The organism is Pseudomonas sp. p99-361 (assembly GCF_003935475.1).
Lineage (GTDB): Bacteria > Pseudomonadota > Gammaproteobacteria > Pseudomonadales > Pseudomonadaceae > Aquipseudomonas > Aquipseudomonas juntendi.
Genome location: NZ_RHQO01000011.1, coordinates 60,501 through 85,243 on the forward strand (window position 1 = coordinate 60,501; position 24,743 = coordinate 85,243).

The window sequence follows — 24,743 nt, forward strand, 5'->3', positions numbered from 1 at the left end:
CTCCCACAGGGATCGCGCCGCTGCGAATATCAGCGCATTAGCGCAGCCAGCCCATCGAGCAAGCGCTGCAATGCACCTTGGTTGGCCTGCATCACCGCCCTGCCCGCCGCGCCCATGCGCTGGGCATCCTGCGGTAACTCGACCAACCGCCGCACGGCCTCGGCCAGCCCGTCGGCATCGTCCACCCGCTGCAACGCCCCTGCCTCTACCAGCATTGCGCTGATTTCGAGGAAGTTGAACACGTGCGGCCCCATGATCACCGGCAAGGCCAGTGCTGCCGGCTCCAGCGGGTTGTGCCCGCCGGTCGGCACCAGGCTGCCGCCCACGAAGGCGATATCGGCCAGCGCATACAGAAACAGTAATTCGCCCATGGTGTCGCCCAGCAATACCCGGGTTTGTGCGTCGACGGGCGCGCCAGTGGAGCGGCGAACGGTGCTGAACTGCTCGCTGCAAAGCGCATGCACCGCATTGAACCGCTCAGGGTGGCGCGGTACCAGGATCAGCAAGGCATCGCCATGCACCTGCAACAACTGCTGATGCGCCTGCAGCACCAGCGCATCCTCCCCCTCATGGGTGCTGGCAGCAATCCACACCGGGCGCTGCTGCACCCCCCACTGCGCACGCAATGCCTTGGCACGGGGTCGCAGTTGCTCATCGATCTTTAGGTCGAACTTGATCGAACCGGTGACCTGCACGCACTCAGGACGCGCCCCCAGATCAAGGAAGCGCTGCGCCTCGGTTTGCGTTTGCACGGCAATCAGGCTCATCTCTGCCAGCATAGGCCGGGTCAGCTTGGCAAAACGCGCATAACCACGGGCCGAGCGCTCAGACAAACGCGCATTGGCCAGCACCACTGGAATACCGCGCTTGGCACACTGGTGGATGTGATTGGGCCACAACTCGGTCTCCATGATGATGCCCAGTTTGGGCTGCACATGGTCGAGAAAGCGCCCGGCCGCCCACGGCAGATCGTAGGGTAGGTAGCAATGCTGCACGCGCGGTTCGTCGGCGAACATGGCGCGAATGCGCTCGGAACCGGTAGGGGTCATGCAGGTGATCGTGATCGGCAGTTGCGGGTAGGCTTTGAGCAAGGCGCGCACCATAGGCGCCGCGGCAATGCTTTCGCCGACCGACACCGCGTGCACCCAGATACCGCCCTGGCGCATGGCCGGCAGCCTGAAGGCAAACCGCTCGCCGATACGCTGGCCATAGGCCGGCGCCTTGCGTGCGCGAAGGTATAGGCGCAGCGCGACCAGCGGCAGGCCCAGGTGAAAGAGCAAGGTATAGAGGGTTCTGTTCATGGCAGCGGAGTTTACCCGATCGCGCGCAAGTGCACTGCAAAGCGCTCGGCCAACAATTGCGCAGCAGGGCCCAGGGGTTCATCACGGCGCCAGGCCAGTTCCGCCACCAACGCCGGTGGGCGCCACTCACTGTCTAGCTCCACCATGTGCGTCTGGTATGTGGGGTACTGCACGACATGCCGTGGCAACCAGGCCCAGCCCAGGCCGCGCATCAACAGCTCCGCCAGAACGTAGAAGCTGTCGGCACGCCACACCTGCGGGCTGATGGCCTCGCCACCGGGGTAACCGCTTTGCTGCGGGGTGATCAGCAATTGACGATGGCGGGCCAGCTGTTGGCGAGTGACCCGGCCACGACCCGCCAGCGGGTGGTCGACCGCACAGACCGTGACCATTTCCACGCTGCCCAGGGCGCGCCGCTCCAGGGTTGCCGGGATGCTCTCGTGGTGAAAGAACAGCCCCAGGTCGGCGCGCCGCTCGACCAGTTTGCGCGCCACATCACCCTGGGCCCCGCTGGCCAGTTGCACCTCCAGCAGCGGAAAGCGGCTGGCCAATTCATCAAGGCTGTCAATCACCGGCTGGTAGGGCATGGCCTCGTCCTGCGCCACGCGCAGCAAGGCCTCCTGCCCGCGCATCAACGCCAGCGCACGGCCATCCAGGCGTTCGCACTGGCGCAGCAGTTCACGGGCATCTTCCAGCAGCGCGCTGCCGTTTTGCGTCAGTTTCGGCTGCCGGCCACTGCTGCGCTCGAACAGGGTGACGCCCAGGTCGGTTTCCAGCAAGGCGACCGCGCTGCTGATCGCCGACTGGGCCTTGCGCTGTTCACGGGCCACGGCAGAGAACGAGCGCAATTCTGCAACGCGCACAAAGGTTCGCAGTTGTTCGAGGTTCCACTGCTCGGCCATTGCCCTATCTCCAAAATTGATAGGTAATGACTTTACCGCATCCAGGTTGAGCCTAGAATGCCCGCCAGAACCGGAGGATCCCACCATGAACGCCTACACCTATCTCGCCATTGCCATCTGCGCCGAAGTCATCGCCACTGCTTCGATGAAAGCGGTAAAAGGCTTGAGCACGCCGTTGCCGCTGCTGCTGATGGTGGTGGGCTACGGCATTGCGTTCTGGATGCTCACCCTGGTGGTGCGCAGCATTCCGGTGGGTATTGCCTATGCCATCTGGTCGGGGCTGGGCATTGTGCTGATCAGTGTGGCGGCGCTGGTGATCTACGGGCAGAAGCTGGATGTGCCGGCGATGCTGGGGATGGCGATGATTGTCGGCGGGGTAGTGGTGATTCAGCTGTTCTCCAAGACCACCGGGCATTGAGCTGTGCCCCGCGAGGCAAGCCAGCGCCCACGGGGTAGCACTGGCCGGGTTTGCCGGCGGTAGGGCCCGCTGGGGGATACCCTGTATACTTGCCAGCTGTCCCAGTCTTCGAGGTACCGCCATGCCATCTGCCATTTCCACTGACGTGCTGATCGTCGGCGCCGGGGTCGCAGGCCTCTGGCTCAACGCACGCCTGCGCCGCATGGGGTATTCGACAGTGCTGGTGGAGCGCGCCAGCCTTGGCGGTGAGCAGACGATCAAGTCCCAGGGCATTATCCATGGCGGCACCAAGTACGCCCTGCACGGTGCCCTGACCGGCGCCTCAGAAGCTATTGCCGACATGCCGCGCCGCTGGCGCGAAGCCTTGAGCGGCAGCGGCGAGCTGGATCTTGCCGGCACCCGCCTGCTGTCCGATGCCCACTACCTGTGGTCGCCAGGCACCCTGGCCGGCAACCTCACCAGCTTCTTTGCCAGCAAGGCCGTGCGCGGCCGGGTCGATCAGGTAAAGGGCGAGCAACTGCCACCCGCCCTGCAAGACCGCGCGTTCAAAGGCAAGGTCTACCGCCTGGCTGAACTGGTCATCGACGTGCCCAGCCTGCTGGCCAACCTGGCCGAACTGGCAGGTGACAGCCTGCTGGCTGGCGAGCACATCGAACCGCTGCGCGAAGGTGAAGAACTGGTCGGCCTGCGCGTGGACGGCCGTGACATCCGTGCGCAACGCATCGTACTCAGCGCCGGCGCCGGCACCGCCGACCTGCTGCATGCCGTGGGGCTGCAGCAGCCGGCCATGCAAACCCGCCCTTTGCACATGGTGCTGGCCAAAGGCGCCAACCTCAAACCGCTGTACGCACACTGCCTGGGCAGTGGGCCAAAGCCCAGGGTCACCATCACCACCCACCCCGCGGCCGATGGCCAGTGGGTCTGGTACCTGGGTGGCGACCTGGCCGAAGCCGATGGCGTCGCCCGCGAGCCTGAGGCACAAATAGCCGCCGCCCAGAAGGAAATCGCCAGCCTGCTGCCTTGGGTCGACCAAAGCCAACTGCACTGGGCCACACTGCGGGTCGACCGCGCAGAACCGGCACAGTCCGGCCTGGTACGCCCGGACAACGCCTTCCTCGCCGAGCAACACCGCCTGCTGGTGGGCTGGCCGACCAAACTGGCGCTGGCGCCGGACTTCAGCGACCGCGTCATCAGCCATCTGCAACGCGACGGGATCCGCCCACAGGCGCATGCCGAGCTAGGCGACCTGCCTCGGCCGGTGCTGGGTGTGCCGGCCTGGGAGCGCCTGCTGCCATGAGCCTGCCCACCCTGCACGGTTTGCACCGCCCGCTGGGCAGCACCGGCTTTCAGGTTTCGCCACTTGGCCTGGGTACGGTCAAGCTGGGCCGCGACCAGGGCGTGAAATACCCCAATGGGTTCACCATCCCCAGCGACGACGAAGCCCGCATGCTGCTGGCCCAGGCCCGCGAACTGGGCATCAACCTGATCGATACCGCCCCCGCCTATGGCCGCAGCGAGGAACGCTTGGGCCCGCTGCTGCGCGGCCAGCGCGACGCGTGGGTGATCGTGAGCAAGGTCGGGGAAGAATTCGACGACGGCCAGTCACATTTCGACTTCACCGCCGCCCACACCCGCCGCTCGGTGGAGCGCAGCCTGCGCCGCCTGGAAACCGACCGCATCGACCTGGTGCTGGTGCATTCCGACGGCAACGACCTGGCCATTCTTGAGCAGCAAGAGGTGTACCAGACGCTGGCCGCGCTCAAACAAGAGGGCAAGATCCTTGGCTACGGCCTGTCCGGCAAAACCGTCGCCGGTGGCCTGAAGGCCCTGGAGCAAGGCGATTGCGCCATGGTCACCTACAACCTCAGCGAGCAGGCAGAACGGCCGGTGCTGGACTACGCTGCCGAGCACGGCAAGGCCATCCTGGTGAAAAAGGCGCTGGCCAGCGGGCACCTTTGCCTCGCGCCGGGTGTCGACCCTGTGAAGGCCAGTTTCGAACTGCTGTTCGCCCACCCGGGCGTCAGCAGTGCTATCGTCGGCACCATCAACCCGTTGCACCTGGCCCATAACGTGGCCACCGTTGCCCGTATCCTGGGCCAGCACTGAGTTACCCACGGCCCCCTGGGCCTGGAAACTGACCCGACGCAAGGAGGAGCCTCGTGGCGCGAACGCTGATCCGCAAGAACCCGAGCAACTTCAAGACACTGCCATTGCACGTGGAGGCGAGCGCCGAAGGGCTGATTTACCAGAGCATCGGCATGCCGCTGAATTTCGCCCAGACCCAACAGCGGCGCAAAGCCATCGAACTGCCCGACCCGCAGCGCTTCGTGGCCGAACTGGCAAACCTGGGCGTATCGGTGCGCCTGACGCTGCATTGGCAGAACCGCGATTACTGGGTGCTGGTGCGCCAGCGCCGGCAAGACCGGGGCGATGTGGTACTGAAACTGATTTCCGGCTACGTGCCGGCGCAGGAGCTGAACCTGCCCCTGCATACTGCCGTGCAGGAAGTGGCCGAAGAATGCCTGCTGGAAACGCCGGAAGGCTGGCTGGGCGGGCGCTTCAACGACACCTGGCTACCCGTCCCCTACGCTGCCGCCCTGCACTACCGCGAAACCCCGCACTTCGTGCTGGCCCCGCAATCCGGTGCCGCCCGGCCCGTACACTGTGGCCAGCTGCCCCTGCTGGAGCGGCCGCGGGCCTATGTGCACTTGCCCACGGCGTCGTTGCAGCTGATCTATGACATGCGTTTGCAGGTGCCGCGGGACGCCAAGAAACTCAGCTTGTTCCACGTTGACGAGCGTTTGGAAGGCGACCGACTGGTGGCGAGGCTCAACCGCAAGCGCCCTGACCTGTACCTGATGCCGTTGCAGGACGGCCAACCGCTGGCAGAGCTGTACATGTTGAAGAAGGACGAATTGGTGCCTGCAAGCACGCGCGGGCTGTACCTGGCCGAAAGCTTTGCCAGGCAGGAAGGTTGGGTAGTGGCGGACGAGCGGGTGCGCTGGAGGGATTGGGTCAAGCAGCAAGGCTTGGTGGAAAGCAAGCCGGCGCGGGCCTCACGCCTGCAACGTTTCGGCGACAAGGCGCGGGCGTTGCTGCAGCGGGCGCGCACCTCACTTCACAAATAAGATTCTGAAGCCTGCGTGGCCCCTGTAGGAGCGGCCTTGTGTCGCGAAAGGGCTGCGCAGCAGCCCCAGCTATTTGTGCATTTGCAGTGGAATCCTGGGGCTGCTGCGCAGCCCATCGCGACACAAGGCCGCTCCTGCACAGGCCAGTGAAAGAGTGGCGCTCGATCAGTGCTTGCGGATCTTCTCGACAATAGCCGTGGTCGAGCTGTTCTCGACCAGCCCCAGCACCTTCACGGTGCCGCCGTAGGCCTTGACGATGTCGGCGCCGACCACCTGGTCGATGCCGTAGTCACCCCCCTTGACCAGCACATCCGGCTTGACCTGGCTCAGCAGGTTCTCCGGGGTACCCTCGGAGAAGCTGATCACCCAGTCCACCGCACCCAGCCCGGCCAGCACGGCCATGCGCCGGTCGACGCTGTTGATCGGCCGGCCCGGCCCTTTCAGGCGGCTGACCGAAGCATCGTCGTTGACGGCCACGATCAGGCGATCGCCTTGGGCCCGCGCCTGCTCCAGGTAGGTTACGTGCCCGGCATGCAGGATATCGAAGCAACCGTTGGTGAAAACGATTTTCTCCTTGTGCGCCCGCGCGTCATCGATGGCCAGCAACAGCTGTTCCAGGCCCAGCACACCGCGCTCGGAGCCTTCCTCACGCTGGATCGCACGGCGCAGTTCAGGGGCGCTGATGGCGGCGGTACCCAACTTGCCGACCACGATACCTGCCGCCAGGTTGGCCAGGGCCACTGCGTGGGGCAAGTCCTCACCGGCGGCAATCGCGGCGGCCAGGGTGGAGATGACGGTATCGCCAGCCCCGGTAACGTCGAACACTTCGCGCGCCCGTGCCGGCAAATGCAGCGCTGGCTGGCCAACGCGCAGCAGGGTCATGCCGTGCTCGCCACGGGTGACCAGCAAGGCGCCCAGGTCCAGGTCCTGAAGCAGCTGCAAACCCTTGGCGACCAGGTCGCCCTCATCGACGCATCGACCCACGATGGTCTCGAACTCGCTGAGGTTGGGGGTAATCAGGCTGGCGCCACGGTAGATGGAAAAATCCTTGCCCTTGGGGTCGGCCAGCACCGGAATGCCCTTGCCCCGGGCCGCCTGGATCAGGGCCTGGTGGTTTTTCAGCGCACCCTTGCCGTAGTCGGACAAGACCAGCACCTTGACCCCTTCCAGCAGGTTGTCGACCTCGCTGGCCAGCGACAGCGGGTCGGTGGCGAAGGGCTCTTCGAAATCGATACGCAGCAGTTGCTGGTGTCGGCTCATGACCCGGAGCTTGACGATGGTCGGCTGGTGGGCAATGCGCTGGAACACCGAGCGCACCCCGGCAGCCTGCAGGCTGTTGGCCAGGCTGTCGGCGGCCTCGTCCTGGCCGGTGACGCCGATCAGCGACGCGGGTGCGCCCAGCGCGGCAATGTTCAAGGCAACGTTGGCCGCACCGCCGGGGCGATCCTCGATCTGATCGACCTTGACCACCGGCACTGGCGCCTCGGGCGAAATACGCGAAGTACCGCCATGCCAGTAGCGGTCGAGCATGACATCGCCGACCACCAGTACCGGGGCTTGATCGAAACGCGGCATGGACAACTTCATGGGCAACCCATATGGAAATAATGAACAGGGGCAGGATATTAGCACAGGGTCGTCAATGGCTTTACGGCCAGATAGCCCATGGAAAATTCCCGTGACAATCGGGGCCATGACGGCCCCGATCAAGGAGGGTTCAGGTGATGTCGGCCTTGGCCGGCTCATCCAGGCCCATGGCATGCAGGCGGGCATAATGGCCATTTGCCGCAAGCAACTCGGCATGGGTACCGCGCTCCACCAACCGGCCCTGATCCATGACCAGGATTTGGTCGGCCTTCTCGATGGTGGACAGGCGATGGGCGATGACCAGCGTGGTCCGCCCCTGCATCACGTGGTCCAGCGCCGCCTGGATATGCCGCTCGGACTCGGTGTCCAGGGCAGAGGTGGCCTCGTCGAGAATCAGCAGTGGGGCGTTTTTCAGCAGTGCACGGGCAATTGCCAGGCGCTGGCGCTGACCGCCGGACAGCAGCACGCCGTTTTCACCGACTTCGGTATCGAAGCCCTTCGGCAGACGGTCGACGAACTCCTTGGCGTAGGCATCGGCCGCCGCGGCTTCGATGTCTGCGCGCGGGGCGCCGGCCAGGTCGCCGTAGGCGATGTTGTTGGCCACGGTGTCGTTGAACAGGGTGACATGCTGGGTCACTTGCGACACATGGCGGCGCAGGTTGCGCAGGCGGTAGTTCTCGATCTCCACGCCATCGAGCAGAATCTGCCCTTTGCTGTGGTGATAGAAGCGCGGGATCAGCGCAGCCAGCGTCGACTTGCCACTGCCCGAGCGGCCAACCAGGGCGATCATTTGCCCGGGCTCGGCAGTGAAGCTGATGTCGCTCAGCACTTCGCGGTCGGTACCGGGGTAGGTAAAGCTGAGGTTGCGCACTTCCAGGTGCCCTTCCACGCGCTCCTTCTCGACCGTGCCGGTGTCCAGCTCAGGGGCTTCGTCCAGTTGCTCGAAGATGCTTTCGGCACCTGCAAGGCCCTTCTGGATGGTCGAGCTGACTTCCGACAACTGGCGAATCGGCTTGGGCAACAGGCCGGCAGCGGTGATGTAGGCGACCAGGTCGCCGGCGGTGGACTCGCCCCGCAGGAACAGCACCAGGAACATCAACGCGGCCATGGCGGTGTAGATCACCAGCTGCAACACCGGCGTGTACAGCGAACCGGTCTTGGTCATGCGCAGCTGCTTGTCGGTGTTGCTCAGGCTGGCCTTGCCGAAACGCTGTTCCTCATAGGCCTCACCACCGAAGCTGCGGACCACGCGATAGCCCTGGATGGTTTCAGAGGCAACGTGGGTGACGTCGCCCATGGCTACCTGGATCTTCTTGCTCTGCTTGCGGAATTTCTTGCTGGCAACGCTGACCATTACCGCGATGACCGGCAGGATGGCGACCATCACCAGGGTCAGGTGCCAGTTCATCCACAGCAGGTAGGCGAACAGGAACACCACCGTCAGGCCTTCGCGGATCACTACCTTGATGGCATCGGTGGCAGCGCCGGTGACCATGGTCACGTTGAAGGTGATGCGTGAAATCAGGTGCCCGGAGTTGTGGTTGTCGAAGTAGCGGTTAGGCAACACCAGCAGTTTGTTGAACAACTCCACCCGCAAGTCGTGCACCAGGCACAGGGAGACCTTGGCCAGGAAGTAGTTACCAAGGAACGAGCCCAGGCCTTGCCAGGCGGCGATCAGGATGATCAGCAGCGGCACGGCCTGAAGCAATTGCAGGTCGCGCAGGTACGGCACGTTGGGGAACAACACCGCTTCGGGGTTGCTCAGCCCATCGACGAAATATTTGAGGATGCCGGCCAGCATCGGCTGGGTCGAGGCGAAGATCACGAAACCGATGATGCTCAGCAGGAAAATGCCGACGTAGGGTTTCACATAGCCCAGCAGCCGGAAGTAGATCTTCAGGCTGGATGTGTGCTCCGCCAGTCGCGGTGTTTCGGCCATTATCAAGCTCGCTGTTCAGGTTGAACCGGAAATTTTACCACAGGCGTCATTTTCGGCACGCCCCCATGGCAGCATCATCGCAAGGCCGAGCTACAGGGCTGTGTGGGCGAACCTGTTTCCTACCCGATGAATCGAAGACACCATGCATGGTGCTACCGCATTATTTTCGGCATTATTGCCGGTCATTTTGCTCGCCAGACGACAAGGCCCTATTCATGCAATGCTCGCGGCTCAACCAGGTCGACTTCGACCAGCTGACAAACGGCGCCCAGGTGCTTGAGGCAGACAGCCATGGCGCCAAAGTCTACCTGCTCGCAGATGGTAATTTCCTCAAGGTTTTTCGTAGAAAACGTCTGATTTCATCTGCACTGCTGCGCCCGTACTCGCAGCGCTTCGTCGACAACGCTGCGCGCCTGGCACAACTGGGCATTCCCACCCTCGAGGTGATCAGCCAACACAAGCTCGACATGCCAGGCCGCACCGCGGTGCTGTATCGCCCTCTGCCGGGGCGCACCTTGCTGCAAATGTCTCGGGATGAAGGTTTCAGCTGGGATATCTACCTGCCGCGCCTGATCGAACTGATCCGCCAGCTGCACCGCAGCGGTGTGTATTTCCGCTCGCTGCACCTGGGCAACGTGGTGGTAACCCCTGACCAGCGCCTGGGCCTGATCGATGTAGCCGACATGCGCTTCCTGCGGCCGCCGCTGTCAGCGCGCATGATCCGGCGCAATGTGCAGCACATGGTGCGTTACATAGAGCGGGAAAACCTCGGCGAGCGCTTCCCCCTCGCTGCATTCGAGGGCGCCCTGCTCGCGCGTTGAGGTCAGCCGAGACATCGCTCGGCCAGCATCAATCGACGTTGTCGGGGGGGGGCCTTGCTGCGGGCAATCGCGGGCATGACTGCGTTGTTACTGTACAAAAACGGTAATACCTGCGCCGATCAAGGCCCCGGCCACCAGCGTCAATGCCAGCTTCATCCGGTCACGCTGACGGCGCTTGGCCTTGCGCTCCACTTCAATGGGTACGGTCACGTGATTACCGAACCCAGTGTGCAATACCGCATCACCTTCCAGCGTGACCGCTGTCAGGTTGAGCTCGGCATAACGCCGGGACAGCGCCTTTTCTCCAGCATAGGCGGCAAATGGCGCACAGCGCTGGTAATCGCTCAACCGCCGCAGGCCGGGGTTCAACGAAAACGCCTGCCATTCGGCCTTGTCCGACAACAGGGGGTAGCACGGCACGCCGGCGATCACCTGCCGATCCCCGAGGTGAATGTACGGGCTGTGCACGGCCAGGTCGTGGGCGTGGCTGCGCAGCCACACCTGCAGCAGGTCGGGGCTGGCAGCCAGAATGGCCTGCGAGTCCTCGACGAAGCCTTGGCGATAGAAGTGCCAATCGTCCTCGCAATGGAAGATGTAGGGCGTCTTGACGTGGCTGTAGGCCAGGTCGATAGACGCCAGCTGGCCTAGCTTGGGGCGGTTGACGAACACCTTGCAGTGCGGTTTCCAGTGCTCTGGCACAGCGTCATGCACGGCATCGTCACCTGAATCTTCGGTGATGAATACCTCGCGTATGGGCGCCGTGTTGTAGCGATCGAAACTCTCAAGGGTGTCTTTGAGCAGGTCGAACCGCCCACAACTGGTCACGACAAGCGTGACATCACTCTCATTTGAAAAGCGCACCGGACTCCCCCCGCGTTGCGACTGTCGGCTTTCAACGCCCGTTCCTGGGCGCCAAAGCTCTTATGTTAGAAGCCCAGCTTCAGGCGCAGCCGCTGCCATGCTGATAATGGCGGGCGGGGCCTGAGCGCTGGGCGCATGTGCTCGACGATGCTACGGCCTACAGCGCCGAAGCTGAAACGGGAAACCGCCAGATGGCGGCCATTTTCGGCAATCTGCCGCGCCAGCTCAGGCTCGGCACGCAAGCGTCGCAGCTTGGCCTGAAGGGTCGGGATGGTGTCATACAACACCACGTTGTGCATGTCCTGTAGACCCAACGCACGGTTTTCCTGCTCGCCCTGGTCATAGGCCAGCAGTACACAGCCGCAGGCCATGGCCTCGAAGTTCTTGATCATGTATTCGCCCATGCCGACATCGGCGCTGACGAAAAACCGGATTCGGTTGAGCGTGTTGCAATAGTCTTCGCCCGACTTGGTGCGGGTTACCAGCAGGTCCTCGACCTGCCCCAACTCGTCCAGCAGCGCCTTGCGGCCGCTGTACGCCACGCTGTTGACACTGCCGACGAAGGCCAGTTCGATATCGCGCTCGCGCCCTTGGTCAGCCAGCAACTGCTCGTCATAACCCTTGGGCACGAATACCGCATCGAAGCCTTCCTGGCGCAGGCGCTCGCTGACCATGTAGCCAGAGCTGATCACACGCGCCCAGGGCAGTTGCCGGTAGTGGGCGCTGAACTTGCCGGTGTACTTGCACGGGATGTAGTTCTGGTAAGCGTCGTGCTCGAGTATGACCAGGTTCGGCACGGTACGAATGAACGCGACCTGGCGGATTTCCTGCTTGAAGCGCAGAAAGAAAACAATGCGGTCATAGCGCTCGACCTGCACGTGGCGCTTGAAGTAGCGGCGCAGATTGCGTTGGTCTTCGCTGGTCAACCAGCGCAGGTCGCATTCGCAGTTGGCCGCGACGCCGTCGTACAGGCGATCCAGGATCGCGCGCTGTTCCTTCTGTACTAGAAATAGGACTTTCATCATGTTCCTTGGGCGCTCTGCGCCAACGCGGTCAGTTTTACAGCTCACGCCGCCAGAACAGCTCATGCCGGCGCACCGCCTTGCGGAAGAACTCGTTCTCCCCATAAGGCGACGGGCGGCGACCGGCCAGCCACCGTTGCAGCAAGCGGCGCAGGCGACGCTTGAAGGGGGCAGGCGGTTGCAGGTCGTGCATCATGCCCAGCGCCATTGCCTTGTTACGCTGGCTGGCCAGGTCCAGTACCAGGCTGCAGGGGGCCCAGGCCTGATCCGCGCTCAACTGCGGCGGCAACGCCACGCCGTCACCGCTATCGCCCATTGGCCAGCGATCGTTGTCATGCAGGTGGTTGGCGTAGCACAGCAGGGTCTGTGGCTTCCAGGCCAGCCCCTGCAAGGCTTCGAGCACCGCGGCCTGGGCGCAGACATGATCGGGGTGCGGGTCCAGCTGGGGGTGCGGCAGCACCAGCACTTCGGGCCTGGCCAACTCGAGCACAGCCCGCAAGTCGGCCAACAGGTTGTGCCAGGTAGGGGCACCGTCCTGGTCGGCGGGCAGCGGGAACGGGTTGAACTGGCGGAACGGGCGGATATCGGCCATGTCGGCTTCACGAGACGCCGCAGGCCGATCGGGCGCCGCCTGCATGGCAGGCAATTGCAGGCAGAAGTAGCCCAACTGCACACAACGAGATTCCGCCACCCCGGCCCAGCGCGGCACGGTAATGCTGTCCCAGGCGCGCAGGCGACCTTTCAGGCGAGCGGCTTCGGCCTTGCCCAGGCCCATCTGCCGATAATGCTCGGCCTCGATTTCACCGGCGGTCAGCGTGACCACCCAGGCTTCCTGCGCTTGGCTGTACAGCCCGTAGGCAGCCAACTCGGCGTCATCGGCATGGGGTGCAATCACCATTACCCGCCGCCGTTGCAGTTCGACCGCCGGGGTTATCCACAAGCGCGGCTGGCCCAGCAGCCGGCAATGCCGGCCACGCAAGCGCAGTGTGCCGGCCTGCAGGGGCGCGGCCAGGCCGGTGAGGTTGAGATAACGCAAGCCGGCGACACCGCGCTCGAAGGTTTGCTGGTCGGTCTGCTCGCCCGCCAGCAGTTCGACCCGCGGATCGAGAAAACGCCCCAGCCAACTGCTTTTTATGTGCAGTTCGAGCACCAGGGTTTCCCCGCCCTGCAGCACGCAGTCGGCCTTGAGCAGACCGGCCTGCAAGCGCGCGGCCACGGGCCGGGTGTGCTCCCCGAAGTCGTAGGCGTAATCTTCGCCCGGGGTGTAGAACAGATGGTCGGCAAACCACGCCTCATGCGCAGCCCACAGCAGCGGCAACAGCAAAAGCGGCAGCCACCACCAGGTGGCCAGGCCCAAGGCGACCAGCCCGGCCAGCCCTGCCAGCAGCGCCAGGCGTTTGTTGCGCCGGTGGCGCTTGAGCAACTGCTGCTTGCGACTCATGCCTGGTACACCGGCACGGGGTTGCACCAACGCTCCTTGTACTCGCGGTCGGCACGACCGAACGAGAACCGCAGCGGCTTGTTGCGCGCTCGGGCGTCGTCCCAGGCCGCCTGGGTGTTGAGGAAGCTCAACACGCTACCTGGGCTGAAGGCCTTGGTTTCGGGGTCGACACCGCCGTTGATGTACTCCACGCTGACCCACTGCGGTGCCTCGACGCGGTACACCAGCTGGATCGCAATCGGCTTGCCGTCCAGCAGCAGTACCGAGCCGATCAGCAGCTCACGCAGACGCTCCAGTACATCGGCCATGCGCTCGGCACCGGTGGCCGGGAAGCCCCAGCGGCGCTGGAACAGGTCGCAGTACATGCTGGCGATTTCCTGTGCGCTGAACGCGCTGATCGGGCGCACCACCCCGCCCGCCTCTTCCAGCAGGCGCAGCTCGCGGCGCTGGTTGTAGCGGAACTTCTTCGACAGGTCTTCGTGCGCGCGGGCCATGGCCAGCTGTTCCTTCTGCACCTTGAGCCCGCTGAAGCGGCCCTGGTTCAGTTCGGACAGGTAGCGCACGCTGTGACGCAACGGTGCGCCGGCATCGGGTGCGGCCGGCAGGATGATTTCGGCGTTGCCGAGGTCGAACAGGGCTTTCTTGCCGGCGCGTTTGAGCACGTCCTTGGACAGGGCCAGGTGGCGCCCCCAGGTCGCAATGGCAGCTTTCAGCTCGCCATTCTGGTGCCAGCCAAGGTAGCGCACGGGTATCTGCGCCAGGTCAGCCAGTTGCTCGACCACCAGCGGGTGAGTCGCGACGCTGCCGCCAAAGCGGGCCCACGCCTGGGCATAGGCGTGGGCGTCGATCACTTGCCAGCCGCGTTCGCGCCAAGCCTGAATACGATTGAGCATCACCCCTGCCCCACCAGCGCACGCACCTGCGGCAATTGCCAGAAAGCCTCGCGCACGGCCTGGTCGGAAAAGCGCTCACGCAGGCGTTGCAGCATGTGTTCGGCACAGGCCTGGCGCTGCTGCCCGTCGAGCACGGCCATATGTTCCAGGCCCTGGGCCAACTGCCCGGGGTCGCCCAGCGGGAACAGCACGCCAACGCCCTCGACCACCTCGCGGGCACCGCCACAGGCGGTGGCCAACACGGGCACCCCGGCTACCATGGCCTCGAGCAGGACCATACCGAACGGCTCATGGTCGGAGCTCAGGGCGAACACGTCGAAAGCCCGGAAGTAACGGCGCGCGTCCGGCACCTGGCCAAGGAAGTCGACCTGCCCGGCAATACCCAGTTCGCCAGCCAGGGCCTTGAGCTTGCCTTCCAGCCGCCCCTTGCCAAGGATCGCCAGCCGGGCGCCGGCCGGCAGCCCAGGCAGTGCCTGGGCAAAACCGCGCAACAGCGTGGCCTGGTCCTTGTCCGGGTGCAGCCGGCCGACATTGCCGACGATCCATGCCTGCGCATCCAGGCCCAGCGCCTGCCGCGCCTCGGCGCGCGGCACCTGGGCCGCCTGCAGGGCCTCGATGTCGATACGGTTGTACAGCGTCTGGATGCGTTCGGCCGGCCACTGCGGCAAGCAACGGCGCATGTCGTCGCGTACGGCATCCGACACCCCGAGCAGGCTCAGGCGTTTGCCGAACAGGTTGGCGAAAATGCGCCGCCCCTTGCGCTGGTAGTCACCAAAGGCATGGTGCACGCCGATCACCGGCAGGCCAGTAGCCAGCAACGCCACATAGATCGGCTTAAAGCGGTGGGCGATGCAGAACGCAAAATTGCGCTCGGCCGCAATCCGCCGCAGGGCGCGGATCGCGCCCAGCTTGAGACCACGCACGGCCTTGGAGCTGAAGCCCAGGAACAGCACCTCGTCCGAGGCGCAACCCGCCGCTACTTGCGGGTCGGCAGCACCCGTGAGGAACACCGTGGTCACCCGGTAGCCACGCCCCTGGAACAGGCTGGCGTACTGACGGGCACAGTCCAGAAACGGCCCGTCATAGCCATGGCAGAACTGCAGGATGCGCGGTTCAGAGCGGCTGGTCATAGGCGGCAGCGCCGTCCTTCACAACCAGGATGTCTTCCATGATCAGGTATTGCAGGTCCGAGCCGAAGAACATGTTCAGGGCGTCGGTCGGCGAGCAGATCATCGGCTCGCCACGGCGGTTCAGCGAGGTGTTCAGCGACACGCCGTTGCCGGTCAGGTCTTCGAGCGCCTTCATCATGTCGTAGTAGCGCGGGTTGTACTCGCGCTTGAGCACCTGGGCACGCGAGGTACCGTCCTCGTGAACCACCTCCGGCACACGGGTTTTCCACTCTTCAGCCACTTCGAAGGTGAAGGTCATGAACGGCGCCGGGTGATCGACCTTGATCATCTGCGGGGCGACAGTGTCGAGCATCGACGGGCAGAAAGGTCTCCAGCGCTCGCGGAACTTGATCTGCTCGTTGATACGGTTGGCGACGCCCGGCACGCTCGGGCAACCGATGATCGAACGCCCGCCCAAGGCGCGCGGGCCAAACTCCATGCGGCCTTGGAACCAGGCCACCGGGTTGCCATCGACCATGATCTTGGCGATACGCTGCGGCATGTCGTCGAGCTTGCGCCACGCCGGTGCATTCGGGTGCCGAGCGCAGGCAGCGATCACGTCCTCGTTGGAATAGGACGGGCCGAGGTAGACGTGCTCCATCTTCTCGACCGGTACGCCACGGGCGTGGGACACGTAGGCCGCAGCGCCAACCGCAGTACCGGCGTCGCCGGAAGCCGGCTGCACGAACAGCTCTTTGACATCCGGGCGGGCGATGATCTTCTGGTTGAGCTTGACGTTCAGCGCGCAGCCGCCGGCAAACGCCAGCTTGCCGGTTTCGCGCAGGGTGTCGCCCAGGTAGTGGTCGATCATCTGCAGGGCGATCTTCTCGAACAACGCCTGCATGCTGGCCGCGTAATGGATGTACGGCTCGTCGGCGATATCGCCTTCGCGCTTGGGCCCCAGCCATTCGATCAGCTTGGGCGAGAAGTAGAAGCCCTTGCCCTTTTCTTTATGGCGGCGCAGGCCGATGACGTTGGCGTATTCGGTGTTGATCACCAGTTCACCATTCTCGAAGCTGGCCAGGCGCGAGAAGTCGTATTTGCTGGCATCGCCATACGGCGCCATGCCCATGACCTTGAACTCGCCATCGAGCATCTCGAAACCAAGGAACTCGGTAATGGCACCGTACAGGCCACCCAACGAGTCCGGGTCGAAGAATTCCTTGATCTTGTGGATCTTGCCGTTTTCGCCGTAGCCAAAGAAGGTGGTGGCGTACTCGCCTTTACCGTCGATGCCGAGGATGGCCGTTTTTTCCTTGAAGCCCGAGCAGTGATAGGCACTGGAAGCATGGGCCAGGTGGTGCTCGACCGGCTCGATCTTGATCTTTTTCGGGTCGAAGCCCAGTTGCTCCAGGCACCAGACGATCTTCTTGCGGTAGCGCTTGTAGCGGCGGTTGCCCATCAGGATTGCATCGAGGGCGCGATCCGGGGCGTACCAGTAGCGCTTGGCATAGTGCCAGCGCGCCTTGCCGAACAGGCTGATGGGCGCGAACGGGATGGCAACCACGTCGACGTCGGATGGCTTGATGCCTGCCTGCTCCAGGCAGAACTTCGCCGACTCGTAGGGCATGCGGTTCTTCGCATGCTTGTCACGCACGAAGCGCTCTTCTTCGGCGGCGGCAATCAGCTTGCCATCAATGTACAGGGCCGCGGAAGGGTCATGGCTAAGGGCGCCGGACAGGCCAAGAATCGTCAATGCCAAGGGATTAGCCTCTTCATTCGGTAGAGATGCGCCAGCGGCCGCTTGGGCGGGTGGCGACTAAAAGGCGGGATTATAACGCAAACATGTGCGCAACGCGGCAACCTGTACCGACCTCATCGCCGGCAAGCCAGCTCCCACAGGGATCGCATCAGGGCTGACAGGTGTTTGCCACAAGGTATGCAGCGCCTGTTAGAGCGAGCGCCGCCCGCGCGGCGCATCGCGAGCTGCGCTCGCTCCTACGTTTGTTTCGGGCCAATTATTCCTGTGGGATTTGCGCGCGAACGCCTTGGCGCATGCCTCAAAATCGCGTCGTACGAACAAGGCGGCCGCGCGCATCTGGCACAGGGGTTACTGGCCCGAAACAAACGTAGGAGCGAGCGCAGCTCGCGATGCGCCGCGCGGGCGGCGCTCAATCTCACAGGCACTGAAGATGCAGCGGCTACCCTTGCCAGGAACCATAGAATCTCCCACAGGTAGAGCATCGCCCTTGAGGCCTGCGCTGTCCCTGTGGGAGCTGGCTTGCCGGCGATGAGGCCGTTACAGCCAACCAGGACTACTCGGCGATCAGCCAGTCCATGCGGTAGCTACCGGCAGTCTGCGCCAGCTCGTTGGCCAGCCACGGCAGCAACTCCTTGAGCTCGTCTTCCAGCCCCCACGGCGGATTGGCGATGGCCAAGCCAGAACCATTGAGCCCCTGGGGGCTGTCCTGATGGTGCACATACAGCTCCACCCGCAGCAGCTTGGGTGCGCCGGTGCTGGTCAGGTCCTGGTAATAGCGTGTCAACGAACGCTGGTCCTTGATCGGGTACCAGATGGCTGCAACTGTCTGGCGCATGCGCCCAATGGCCTCTTTCATGGCCGTGGTGCAGCGCTTGAGCTCATCGGCCTGCTCGAACGGCGGGTCGATCAGCATGATCGCGCGCTTTTCCTGCACAGGCAGCAAGGCCCGCGGCACGTACCAGCCTTCACCCAGGTGCACGGTAACGCGCGGGTCTTTCTTCATGTTCTCCTTGAGCAGCGGCCCGTCTTCCGGGTGCTTCTCATTGAGCAGGGCACGGTCCTGCTGGCGCATCAAACGCCGGGCCAGCTCAGGCGAACCAGGGTAGTAGCGCAGCTCGCCGTCGGCGTTCAAACGCTTGATGACGCGCAGGTAGTCAGCGGCCATGGCCGGCAGGTCATCGCGGTTCCACAGGCGGGCCACACCTTGCTGATACTCGCCGGTGCGGCTTGCCTGGTCGCCCTGCAGGTCGTACAGGCCAAGCCCTGCGTGGGTATCGATGTAGGCGAACGGCTGCTCCTTGCGCGACATCAGGGCGATGAGGCGGGTCAGCACGATGTGTTTGAGGACGTCGGCGTGGTTGCCGGCGTGGAAGGCGTGACGATAGTTCATGGCAACTCCTGCGAAGGCGGGAAGTTTACCTTGCCTTGCAGGCGGCGTCAGGCCTGACCGTCGATCGGCGGCGGCTTCTTCGCGGGCTCGCCCGCTCCCACACGGATCGCACTGGTTTCAGGTTCCGTGCAAACCCTGTGGAAGCAGGCGCCGCCGGCTCAGCGGGTATTACTTGTCAGCGTGGTACGCCGCATCAGCCGTCTCGAAGCGCTGCACCATCGCCTGCGAAGGGCTGCCCAGCTTGCTCACCACGAAGATGGCAATGCTCGCCAGCAGGAAGCCCGGGATGATTTCGTACAGGCCCCAGACATCGATCTGCTTCCACAGGATCACGGTCAGTGCACCGACCACGATACCGGCCAGCGCGCCGTTACGGGTCATGCCTTTCCACAGGACCGAAATCAGCACCACCGGGCCGAAGGCTGCACCGAAGCCGGCCCAGGCATAGGCCACCAGGCCCAGCACACGGTTTTCCGGGTTGGCCGCCATGGCGATGGCGATCAGGGCCACGGCCAGCACCATCAGGCGGCCGACCCACACCAGCTCACGCTGCGACGCATGCTTGCGCAGGAAGGCTTTGTAGAAGTCTTCGGTCAGGGCACTGGAGCAGACCAGCAACTGGCAGCTCAGGGTGCTCATCACCGCCGCCAGAATGGCCGACAGCAATACGCCGGCAATCCAGGGGTTGAACAGAATCTTCGCCAGTTCGATGAACACGCGCTCGTGGTTTTCGGTAACCGGGCCAGCCAGATCAGGGTTGGCCGAGAAATAGGCGATGCCGAAGAAGCCCACGGCGCAGGTACCGGCCAGGCACAGGATCATCCAGGCCATGGAGATGCGGCGGGCGTTGGCAATCGACTTCACCGAGTCGGCCGCCATGAAGCGCGCCAGGATGTGTGGTTGGCCGAAATAGCCCAGGCCCCAACCCATCAGCGAGATGATGCCGATGAAGGTTGCGCCTTTGAACATGTCGAAGTTGGCCGGGTTGACCGCTTCGATGGCCGCGAAGGTAGTGTCGAAGCCACCTGTGGAGATCAGCACGATCACCGGCGTGAGGATCAACGCAAAGATCATCAGCGACGCCTGGACCGTGTCGGTCCAGCTCACCGCCAGGAAGCCACCCACGAAGGTGTAGGCGATGGTGGCGGCAGCGCCAGCCCACAAGGCGGTTTCGTAGGGCATGCCGAAGGTGCTTTCGAACAGACGGGCACCGGCAACGATGCCGGAAGCGCAGTAGATGGTGAAGAACACCAGGATGACGATGGCGGAAATGATGCGCAGCAAGCCGCTATTGTCGTCGAAACGGCTGGAGAAATAATCCGGCAGGGTCAACGCGTCACCGTTGTGCTCGGTTTGCACGCGCAGGCGACCGGCCACGAACAGCCAGTTCAGGTAGGCACCCACGGTCAGGCCGATGGCGATCCAGGCCTCGGACAGGCCAGCGAAGTAGATGGCGCCCGGCAGGCCCATCAGCAGCCAGCCACTCATGTCGGAAGCACCGGCAGACAGTGCGGTTACCACGCTGCCCAGGCTGCGCCCGCCCAGAATGTAGTCGGAAAGGTTGTTGGTGGAGCGATAGGCGGCGAAGCCGATCAGCACCATTGCCGCGATGTAGATCACGAAGGTGATCGTTAGTGGGTTGCCCATGTGTGTGCCCTGGCGTTTGTTTTTATCTCATGCACAACCGCAGCGTTTGCGGTTGCACCCAGGCGGCGAATGCTATGCAACAACGCAAAGTGGGTGCAACCATTTTTCATTTGCAAGTTGCACCTGCCCGTGCATTTTCCGACGAAGCCGATTTTTTGCCCCTTTTTGGAGCGAAGAGGTCGTTTTCGCGATTTAACCGCGCCAAAAACGACCCCTCGCCCTGTACGGAAATCACTGTCGGACGAGTTGCACCTTTTCCTCGAAAAATTCGGGTTGCACCTGGTTGCACCCGAATTGTCCTACAGCTAATCTTGGTGCCAGCTTAGGCCACAGCCGTGGCAATAACGAGGATAAGAAATGGCGACGACCACCCTTGGGGTCAAACTCGATGACCCTACCCGTGAGCGACTAAAGGCAGCAGCGCAGTCGATAGACCGCACGCCGCACTGGTTGATCAAGCAGGCGATCTTCAATTACCTGGAGAAGCTCGAGGGTGGCGCGACCCTGAACGACCTCAACGGCCATGCCGGCAGCCTGGCCGATGACGCCGGTGAGGTCCAGCCTGACCATGGTCACCAGTGCTTCCTGGAATTCGCCGAGAGCATCCTGCCCCAGTCGGTACTGCGCTCGGCCATTACCGCCGCATACCGCCGCCCCGAGCAGGAAGTGGTACCGATGTTGCTGGAACAGGCGCGCCTCAGCGCACCGCTGGCCGAGGCGACCAACAAGCTGGCCGCCGGCATTGCCGAGAAACTGCGCAACCAGAAAAGCGCCGGCGGCCGGGCGGGCATCGTTCAGGGCCTGCTGCAGGAGTTCTCGCTGTCTTCGCAGGAAGGCGTGGCCCTGATGTGCCTGGCCGAAGCCCTGCTGCGCATCCCCGACAAGGGCACCCGTGACGCACTGATCCGCGACAAGATCAGCAACGGCAACTGGCAGCCGCACCTGGGCAACAGCCCGTCGCTGTTCGTCAACGCCGCCACCTGGGGCCTGCTGCTGACCGGCAAGCTGGTCAGCACGCACAACGAAGCCGGCCTCACCTCCTCGCTCACCCGCATCATCGGCAAGAGCGGCGAGCCGATGATCCGCAAGGGTGTCGACATGGCCATGCGCCTGATGGGCGAGCAGTTCGTCACGGGCGAAACCATTGCCGAAGCCCTGGCCAATGCCAGCCGTTTCGAGGCCAAGGGCTTCCGTTATTCCTACGACATGCTCGGCGAGGCCGCCCTCACCGAGCACGACGCGCAGAAATACCTGGCGTCCTACGAGCAGGCCATCCACTCGATCGGCAAGGCTTCGCATGGCCGCGGCATCTATGAAGGGCCGGGCATCTCGATCAAGCTGTCGGCGCTGCACCCGCGCTACAGCCGGGCCCAGTACGAGCGGGTGATGGAAGAGCTGTACCCGCGCCTGCTGTCGCTGACCTTGCTGGCCAAGCAATACGACATCGGCCTGAACATCGACGCCGAGGAAGCCGACCGCCTGGAGCTGTCGCTGGACCTGCTCGAGCGCCTGTGCTTCGAGCCGGCGCTGGCTGGCTGGAACGGCATCGGCTTCGTCATCCAGGCCTACCAGAAGCGCTGCCCGTACGTGATCGACTACGTTATCGACCTGGCCAAGCGCAGCCGCCACCGCCTGATGATCCGCCTGGTCAAAGGTGCCTACTGGGACAGCGAGATCAAGCGCGCCCAGGTCGAGGGGCTGGAGGGCTACCCGGTATACACGCGCAAGGTGTACACCGACGTGTCCTACGTGGCCTGCGCACGCAAGCTGCTGGCCGTACCCGAGGCCATCTACCCGCAATTCGCCACCCACAACGCCCACACCCTGTCGGCCATCTACCATATTGCCGGGCAGAACTATTACCCGGGCCAGTACGAGTTCCAGTGCCTGCACGGCATGGGCGAGCCCCTGTACGAGCAGGTGGTCGGCAAGCTGGCCGATGGCAAGCTGAACCGCCCATGCCGCGTCTATGCTCCGGTGGGCACCCACGAAACGTTGCTGGCCTACCTGGTGCGTCGCCTGCTGGAAAACGGCGCCAACACCTCGTTCGTCAACCGCATTGCCGACCACTCGATCTCGATCCAGGAACTGGTCGCCGACCCGGTCACCAGCATCGAACGCATGGGCACCCAGGAGGGCAGCATCGGCCTGCCGCACCCGCGCATCCCATTGCCGCGTGACCTGTATGGCAGCGAACGGGCCAACTCGGCCGGTATCGACATGGCCAACGAGCACCGCCTGGCTTCGCTGTCCTGCGCCATGCTGGCCACCGCTCACAATGACTGGAAAGCCGCCCCGCTGTTGGCCTGCGCCGCCAGTGAAGCGGCTGCGGTAGCGGTGCTGAACCCGGCAGACCACCGCGATGTGGTAGGCCATGTGCAGGAAGCCACGGTCGCCGACGTGGACAATGCCATCCAGTGCGCCATCAACGCGGCGCCGATCTGGCAGGCCACCCCGCCGGCAGAGCGCGCCGCGATTCTGGAGCGTACCGCCGACCTGATGGAGGCAGAAATCCAGCCATTGATGGGGCTGCTGATTCGCGAAGCCGGCAAGACCTTTGCCAACGCCATCGCCGAAGTGCGCGAGGCGGTGGACTTCCTGCGCTACTACGCGGTGCAGGCCCGCAACGACTTCAGCAATGACGCGCACCGCCCGCTGGGGCCGGTGGTCTGCATCAGCCCATGGAACTTCCCGCTGGCGATTTTCACCGGCCAGGTAGCCGCAGCCCTGGCTGCCGGCAACCCGGTACTGGCCAAGCCTGCCGAACAGACCCCATTGATCGCCGCGCAGGCCGTGCGCCTGTTACTGGAAGCCGGCATTCCGGAAGGTGTACTGCAGTTGCTGCCAGGGCGCGGTGAAACCGTGGGTGCCGGCCTGGTTGGTGACGAGCGGGTCAAAGGCGTGATGTTCACTGGTTCCACCGAAGTCGCGCGCCTGCTGCAGCGCAACGTCGCCGGCCGCCTGGACAACCAGGGGCGGCCGATCCCGCTGATCGCCGAAACCGGTGGCCAGAACGCAATGATCGTCGACTCTTCTGCGCTCACCGAGCAAGTGGTGATCGACGTGGTATCGTCGGCCTTCGACAGTGCCGGCCAGCGTTGCTCGGCCCTGCGTGTGCTGTGCCTGCAGGAAGACTCCGCCGACCGCGTGATCGAAATGCTCAAGGGGGCCATGGCTGAAAGCCGCCTGGGCTGCCCGGACCGCCTGGCAGTGGACATTGGCCCGGTGATCGACGCCGAAGCCAAGGCCGGTATCGAGAAGCACATCCAGGGCATGCGTGAAAAAGGCCGCTCGGTCTACCAGGTCGCGATCGCCGATGCCGCCGAGATCAAGCGCGGCACCTTCGTCATGCCGACCCTGATCGAGCTGGACAGCTTCGACGAGCTGAAGCGTGAAATCTTCGGCCCAGTGCTGCACGTGGTGCGCTACAACCGCCGCAACCTCGACCAGTTGATCGAGCAGATCAACAACTCCGGCTATGGCCTGACCCTCGGCGTGCACACCCGCATCGACGAGACCATCGCCAAGGTGGTGGAAACCGCCAACGCCGGCAACATGTACGTCAACCGCAACATCGTTGGCGCCGTGGTAGGCGTGCAGCCCTTCGGTGGTGAAGGCCTGTCTGGTACCGGCCCGAAAGCCGGCGGCCCGCTGTACCTGTATCGGCTGCTGTCGACCCGCCCGGCCGACGCGATTGGCCGCCACTTCCAGCAACAGGATGGCGAAGGCAAGCCGGACCGTACCCTGCATGAGCAACTGGTGAAGCCGCTGCACGGTCTGAAGGCCTGGGCCGAGAGCAATCAGCTGGCCGACCTGGCCGCGCTGTGCGACCAGTTCGCTGGCCAGTCGCAGAGCGGCATCGCCCGCCTGCTGCCAGGCCCGACCGGTGAGCGCAACAGCTACACCATCCTGCCGCGCGAGCATGTGCTGTGCCTGGCCGACAATGAAACCGACCTGCTGGCGCAGCTCGCCGCGGTGCTGGCTGTTGGCAGCTCGGCGGTGTGGGCTGACAGCGAACCGGGCAAGGCCTTGCGCGCGCGCCTGCCGCGTGACTTGCAGGCCAAGGTGAAGCTGGTGGCGGACTGGAGCAAGGATGAAGTGGCGTTCGACGCCGTAATCCACCATGGCGACTCGGACCAGCTGCGTGGCGTTTGCCAGCAGGTGGCCAAGCGTGGCGGGGCGATCGTGGGTGTGCACGGGTTGTCCAGCGGGGATCATCAGATTGCGCTGGAGCGGCTGGTGATTGAGCGCGCGGTTAGTGTGAATACTGCGGCGGCCGGTGGTAACGCCAGCTTGATGACGATTGGCTGAGGCTGAGGGTTGTTGAGGGGAAGGGAGAGCTTTGGCTCTCCTTTTTTTATGGGTGTCCGCCTTGAGATTGGGGGTGGGCTGACAGGTGACCGACACAACATTTTCAGCGCCTGTGAGATCGAGCGCCGCCCGCGCGGCGCATCGCGAGCTGGCGCTCGCTCCTACGTTTGTTTCGGGCCAGTGAGGCCTGTGACAGGCGTGCGCGACCGCC

18 protein-coding genes are annotated in these 24,743 nt (G+C 64.0%); 6 read left to right on the plus strand and 12 right to left on the minus strand.

Features of this window, described 5'->3' with window-relative positions; genetic code table 11:
* Nucleotides 1–29: 29 nt before the first annotated feature.
* Nucleotides 30–1,301, minus strand: a complete 1,272-nt coding sequence (gene waaA, locus EGJ22_RS07505) for a lipid IV(A) 3-deoxy-D-manno-octulosonic acid transferase (protein WP_029887209.1) — start codon at nt 1,299–1,301, stop codon at nt 30–32.
* An 11-nt stretch (nt 1,302–1,312) separates the two neighbouring features.
* Nucleotides 1,313–2,203: a LysR family transcriptional regulator gene (locus tag EGJ22_RS07510; RefSeq protein WP_125920174.1), complete on the minus strand. Its 891-nt coding sequence runs from the start codon at nt 2,201–2,203 to the stop codon at nt 1,313–1,315.
* Between the two features lie 85 nt (nt 2,204–2,288).
* On the opposite strand from EGJ22_RS07510, the gene EGJ22_RS07515 reads away from it, so the two are divergent.
* The 4 genes from EGJ22_RS07515 to EGJ22_RS07530 all read left to right on the plus strand — a co-directional run bounded on the left by EGJ22_RS07515 (nt 2,289) and on the right by EGJ22_RS07530 (nt 5,749).
* Nucleotides 2,289–2,621 (plus strand): multidrug efflux SMR transporter, encoded by a 333-nt coding sequence (locus EGJ22_RS07515; RefSeq protein ID WP_009681340.1) that lies wholly within the window; start codon nt 2,289–2,291, stop codon nt 2,619–2,621.
* A 121-nt stretch (nt 2,622–2,742) separates the two neighbouring features.
* Nucleotides 2,743–3,918: an FAD-binding oxidoreductase gene (locus EGJ22_RS07520; protein ID WP_029887210.1), complete on the plus strand. Its 1,176-nt coding sequence runs from the start codon at nt 2,743–2,745 to the stop codon at nt 3,916–3,918.
* Entirely contained in the window at nt 3,915–4,727 is an 813-nt protein-coding gene (locus EGJ22_RS07525) for an aldo/keto reductase (RefSeq protein WP_029887211.1), read from the plus strand. The genes EGJ22_RS07520 and EGJ22_RS07525 overlap by 4 nt, the downstream gene beginning before the upstream one ends.
* Before the next feature lie 53 nt (nt 4,728–4,780).
* A complete protein-coding gene (locus tag EGJ22_RS07530) occupies nt 4,781–5,749 on the plus strand; it encodes a hypothetical protein (RefSeq protein WP_029887212.1) in 969 nt (322 codons plus the stop codon).
* 165 nt (nt 5,750–5,914) lie between these two features.
* Here EGJ22_RS07530 and hldE read toward each other — a convergent pair whose 3' ends face one another.
* Together hldE and msbA are read right to left on the minus strand one after the other, a co-directional pair.
* A complete protein-coding gene (gene hldE, locus EGJ22_RS07535; RefSeq protein ID WP_009681344.1) occupies nt 5,915–7,336 on the minus strand; it encodes a bifunctional D-glycero-beta-D-manno-heptose-7-phosphate kinase/D-glycero-beta-D-manno-heptose 1-phosphate adenylyltransferase HldE in 1,422 nt (473 codons plus the stop codon).
* Between the two features lie 130 nt (nt 7,337–7,466).
* On the minus strand, nt 7,467–9,275 hold the full coding sequence (gene msbA / locus EGJ22_RS07540; RefSeq protein ID WP_029887213.1) for a lipid A export permease/ATP-binding protein MsbA: 1,809 nt from the start codon (nt 9,273–9,275) through the stop codon (nt 7,467–7,469).
* Nucleotides 9,276–9,490: 215 nt separating this feature from the next.
* Between msbA and EGJ22_RS07545 the strand changes: the two genes are divergently transcribed.
* The gene (locus EGJ22_RS07545) at nt 9,491–10,096 is read left to right on the plus strand and encodes a hypothetical protein (RefSeq protein ID WP_029887214.1); all 606 of its coding nucleotides are present in this window, start codon (nt 9,491–9,493) and stop codon (nt 10,094–10,096) included.
* Nucleotides 10,097–10,183: 87 nt separating this feature from the next.
* On the opposite strand, the gene EGJ22_RS07550 is transcribed toward EGJ22_RS07545, so the two are convergent.
* The 8 genes from EGJ22_RS07550 to putP form a co-directional block, all read right to left on the minus strand.
* Nucleotides 10,184–10,957 (minus strand): glycosyltransferase family 2 protein, encoded by a 774-nt coding sequence (locus EGJ22_RS07550; protein ID WP_029887215.1) that lies wholly within the window; start codon nt 10,955–10,957, stop codon nt 10,184–10,186.
* Nucleotides 10,958–11,022: 65 nt separating this feature from the next.
* Nucleotides 11,023–11,979, minus strand: coding sequence for a glycosyltransferase (locus EGJ22_RS07555; RefSeq protein WP_029887216.1), 957 nt, complete (start codon nt 11,977–11,979; stop codon nt 11,023–11,025).
* Nucleotides 11,980–12,016: 37 nt separating this feature from the next.
* Nucleotides 12,017–13,420, minus strand: coding sequence for a PIG-L deacetylase family protein (locus EGJ22_RS07560; RefSeq protein WP_029887217.1), 1,404 nt, complete (start codon nt 13,418–13,420; stop codon nt 12,017–12,019).
* A complete protein-coding gene (locus EGJ22_RS07565; RefSeq protein ID WP_009681351.1) occupies nt 13,417–14,313 on the minus strand; it encodes an antimicrobial resistance protein Mig-14 in 897 nt (298 codons plus the stop codon). Before EGJ22_RS07565 ends, EGJ22_RS07560 begins: the two co-directional genes overlap by 4 nt.
* Entirely contained in the window at nt 14,313–15,443 is a 1,131-nt protein-coding gene (locus EGJ22_RS07570; protein WP_029887218.1) for a glycosyltransferase, read from the minus strand. The genes EGJ22_RS07565 and EGJ22_RS07570 overlap by 1 nt, the downstream gene beginning before the upstream one ends.
* Nucleotides 15,427–17,184 (minus strand): carbamoyltransferase, encoded by a 1,758-nt coding sequence (locus tag EGJ22_RS07575; protein ID WP_054906200.1) that lies wholly within the window; start codon nt 17,182–17,184, stop codon nt 15,427–15,429. Before EGJ22_RS07575 ends, EGJ22_RS07570 begins: the two co-directional genes overlap by 17 nt.
* Before the next feature lie 553 nt (nt 17,185–17,737).
* Nucleotides 17,738–18,574, minus strand: a complete 837-nt coding sequence (locus EGJ22_RS07580; protein WP_029886973.1) for a 23S rRNA (adenine(2030)-N(6))-methyltransferase RlmJ — start codon at nt 18,572–18,574, stop codon at nt 17,738–17,740.
* Between the two features lie 168 nt (nt 18,575–18,742).
* Nucleotides 18,743–20,221 carry a sodium/proline symporter PutP gene (putP, locus tag EGJ22_RS07585; protein WP_009681355.1) on the minus strand — a complete coding sequence of 493 codons (1,479 nt, stop codon included), beginning with the start codon at nt 20,219–20,221 and terminating at the stop codon, nt 18,743–18,745.
* 357 nt (nt 20,222–20,578) lie between these two features.
* On the opposite strand from putP, the gene putA reads away from it, so the two are divergent.
* Nucleotides 20,579–24,532, plus strand: coding sequence for a trifunctional transcriptional regulator/proline dehydrogenase/L-glutamate gamma-semialdehyde dehydrogenase (gene putA, locus EGJ22_RS07590; protein ID WP_029886972.1), 3,954 nt, complete (start codon nt 20,579–20,581; stop codon nt 24,530–24,532).
* Nucleotides 24,533–24,743: the final 211 nt, after the last annotated feature.

Excerpts from the sequence above, each read along its gene's own strand:
- waaA (WP_029887209.1), bottom strand. The coding sequence starts at position 1,301 with ATGAACAGAACCCTCTATACCTTGCTCTTTCACCTGGGCCTGCCGCTG.
- EGJ22_RS07560 (WP_029887217.1), bottom strand. The coding sequence starts at position 13,420 with ATGAGTCGCAAGCAGCAGTTGCTCAAGCGCCACCGGCGCAACAAACGC.
- EGJ22_RS07580 (WP_029886973.1), bottom strand. The coding sequence starts at position 18,574 with ATGAACTATCGTCACGCCTTCCACGCCGGCAACCACGCCGACGTCCTC.
- EGJ22_RS07520 (WP_029887210.1), top strand. The coding sequence starts at position 2,743 with ATGCCATCTGCCATTTCCACTGACGTGCTGATCGTCGGCGCCGGGGTC.
- EGJ22_RS07510 (WP_125920174.1), bottom strand. The coding sequence starts at position 2,203 with ATGGCCGAGCAGTGGAACCTCGAACAACTGCGAACCTTTGTGCGCGTT.
- EGJ22_RS07545 (WP_029887214.1), top strand. The coding sequence starts at position 9,491 with ATGCAATGCTCGCGGCTCAACCAGGTCGACTTCGACCAGCTGACAAAC.
- EGJ22_RS07565 (WP_009681351.1), bottom strand. The coding sequence starts at position 14,313 with ATGCTCAATCGTATTCAGGCTTGGCGCGAACGCGGCTGGCAAGTGATC.
- EGJ22_RS07515 (WP_009681340.1), top strand. The coding sequence starts at position 2,289 with ATGAACGCCTACACCTATCTCGCCATTGCCATCTGCGCCGAAGTCATC.
- EGJ22_RS07525 (WP_029887211.1), top strand. The coding sequence starts at position 3,915 with ATGAGCCTGCCCACCCTGCACGGTTTGCACCGCCCGCTGGGCAGCACC.
- EGJ22_RS07555 (WP_029887216.1), bottom strand. The coding sequence starts at position 11,979 with ATGAAAGTCCTATTTCTAGTACAGAAGGAACAGCGCGCGATCCTGGAT.
- putA (WP_029886972.1), top strand. The coding sequence starts at position 20,579 with ATGGCGACGACCACCCTTGGGGTCAAACTCGATGACCCTACCCGTGAG.
- putP (WP_009681355.1), bottom strand. The coding sequence starts at position 20,221 with ATGGGCAACCCACTAACGATCACCTTCGTGATCTACATCGCGGCAATG.
- hldE (WP_009681344.1), bottom strand. The coding sequence starts at position 7,336 with ATGAAGTTGTCCATGCCGCGTTTCGATCAAGCCCCGGTACTGGTGGTC.
- msbA (WP_029887213.1), bottom strand. The coding sequence starts at position 9,275 with ATGGCCGAAACACCGCGACTGGCGGAGCACACATCCAGCCTGAAGATC.
- EGJ22_RS07570 (WP_029887218.1), bottom strand. The coding sequence starts at position 15,443 with ATGACCAGCCGCTCTGAACCGCGCATCCTGCAGTTCTGCCATGGCTAT.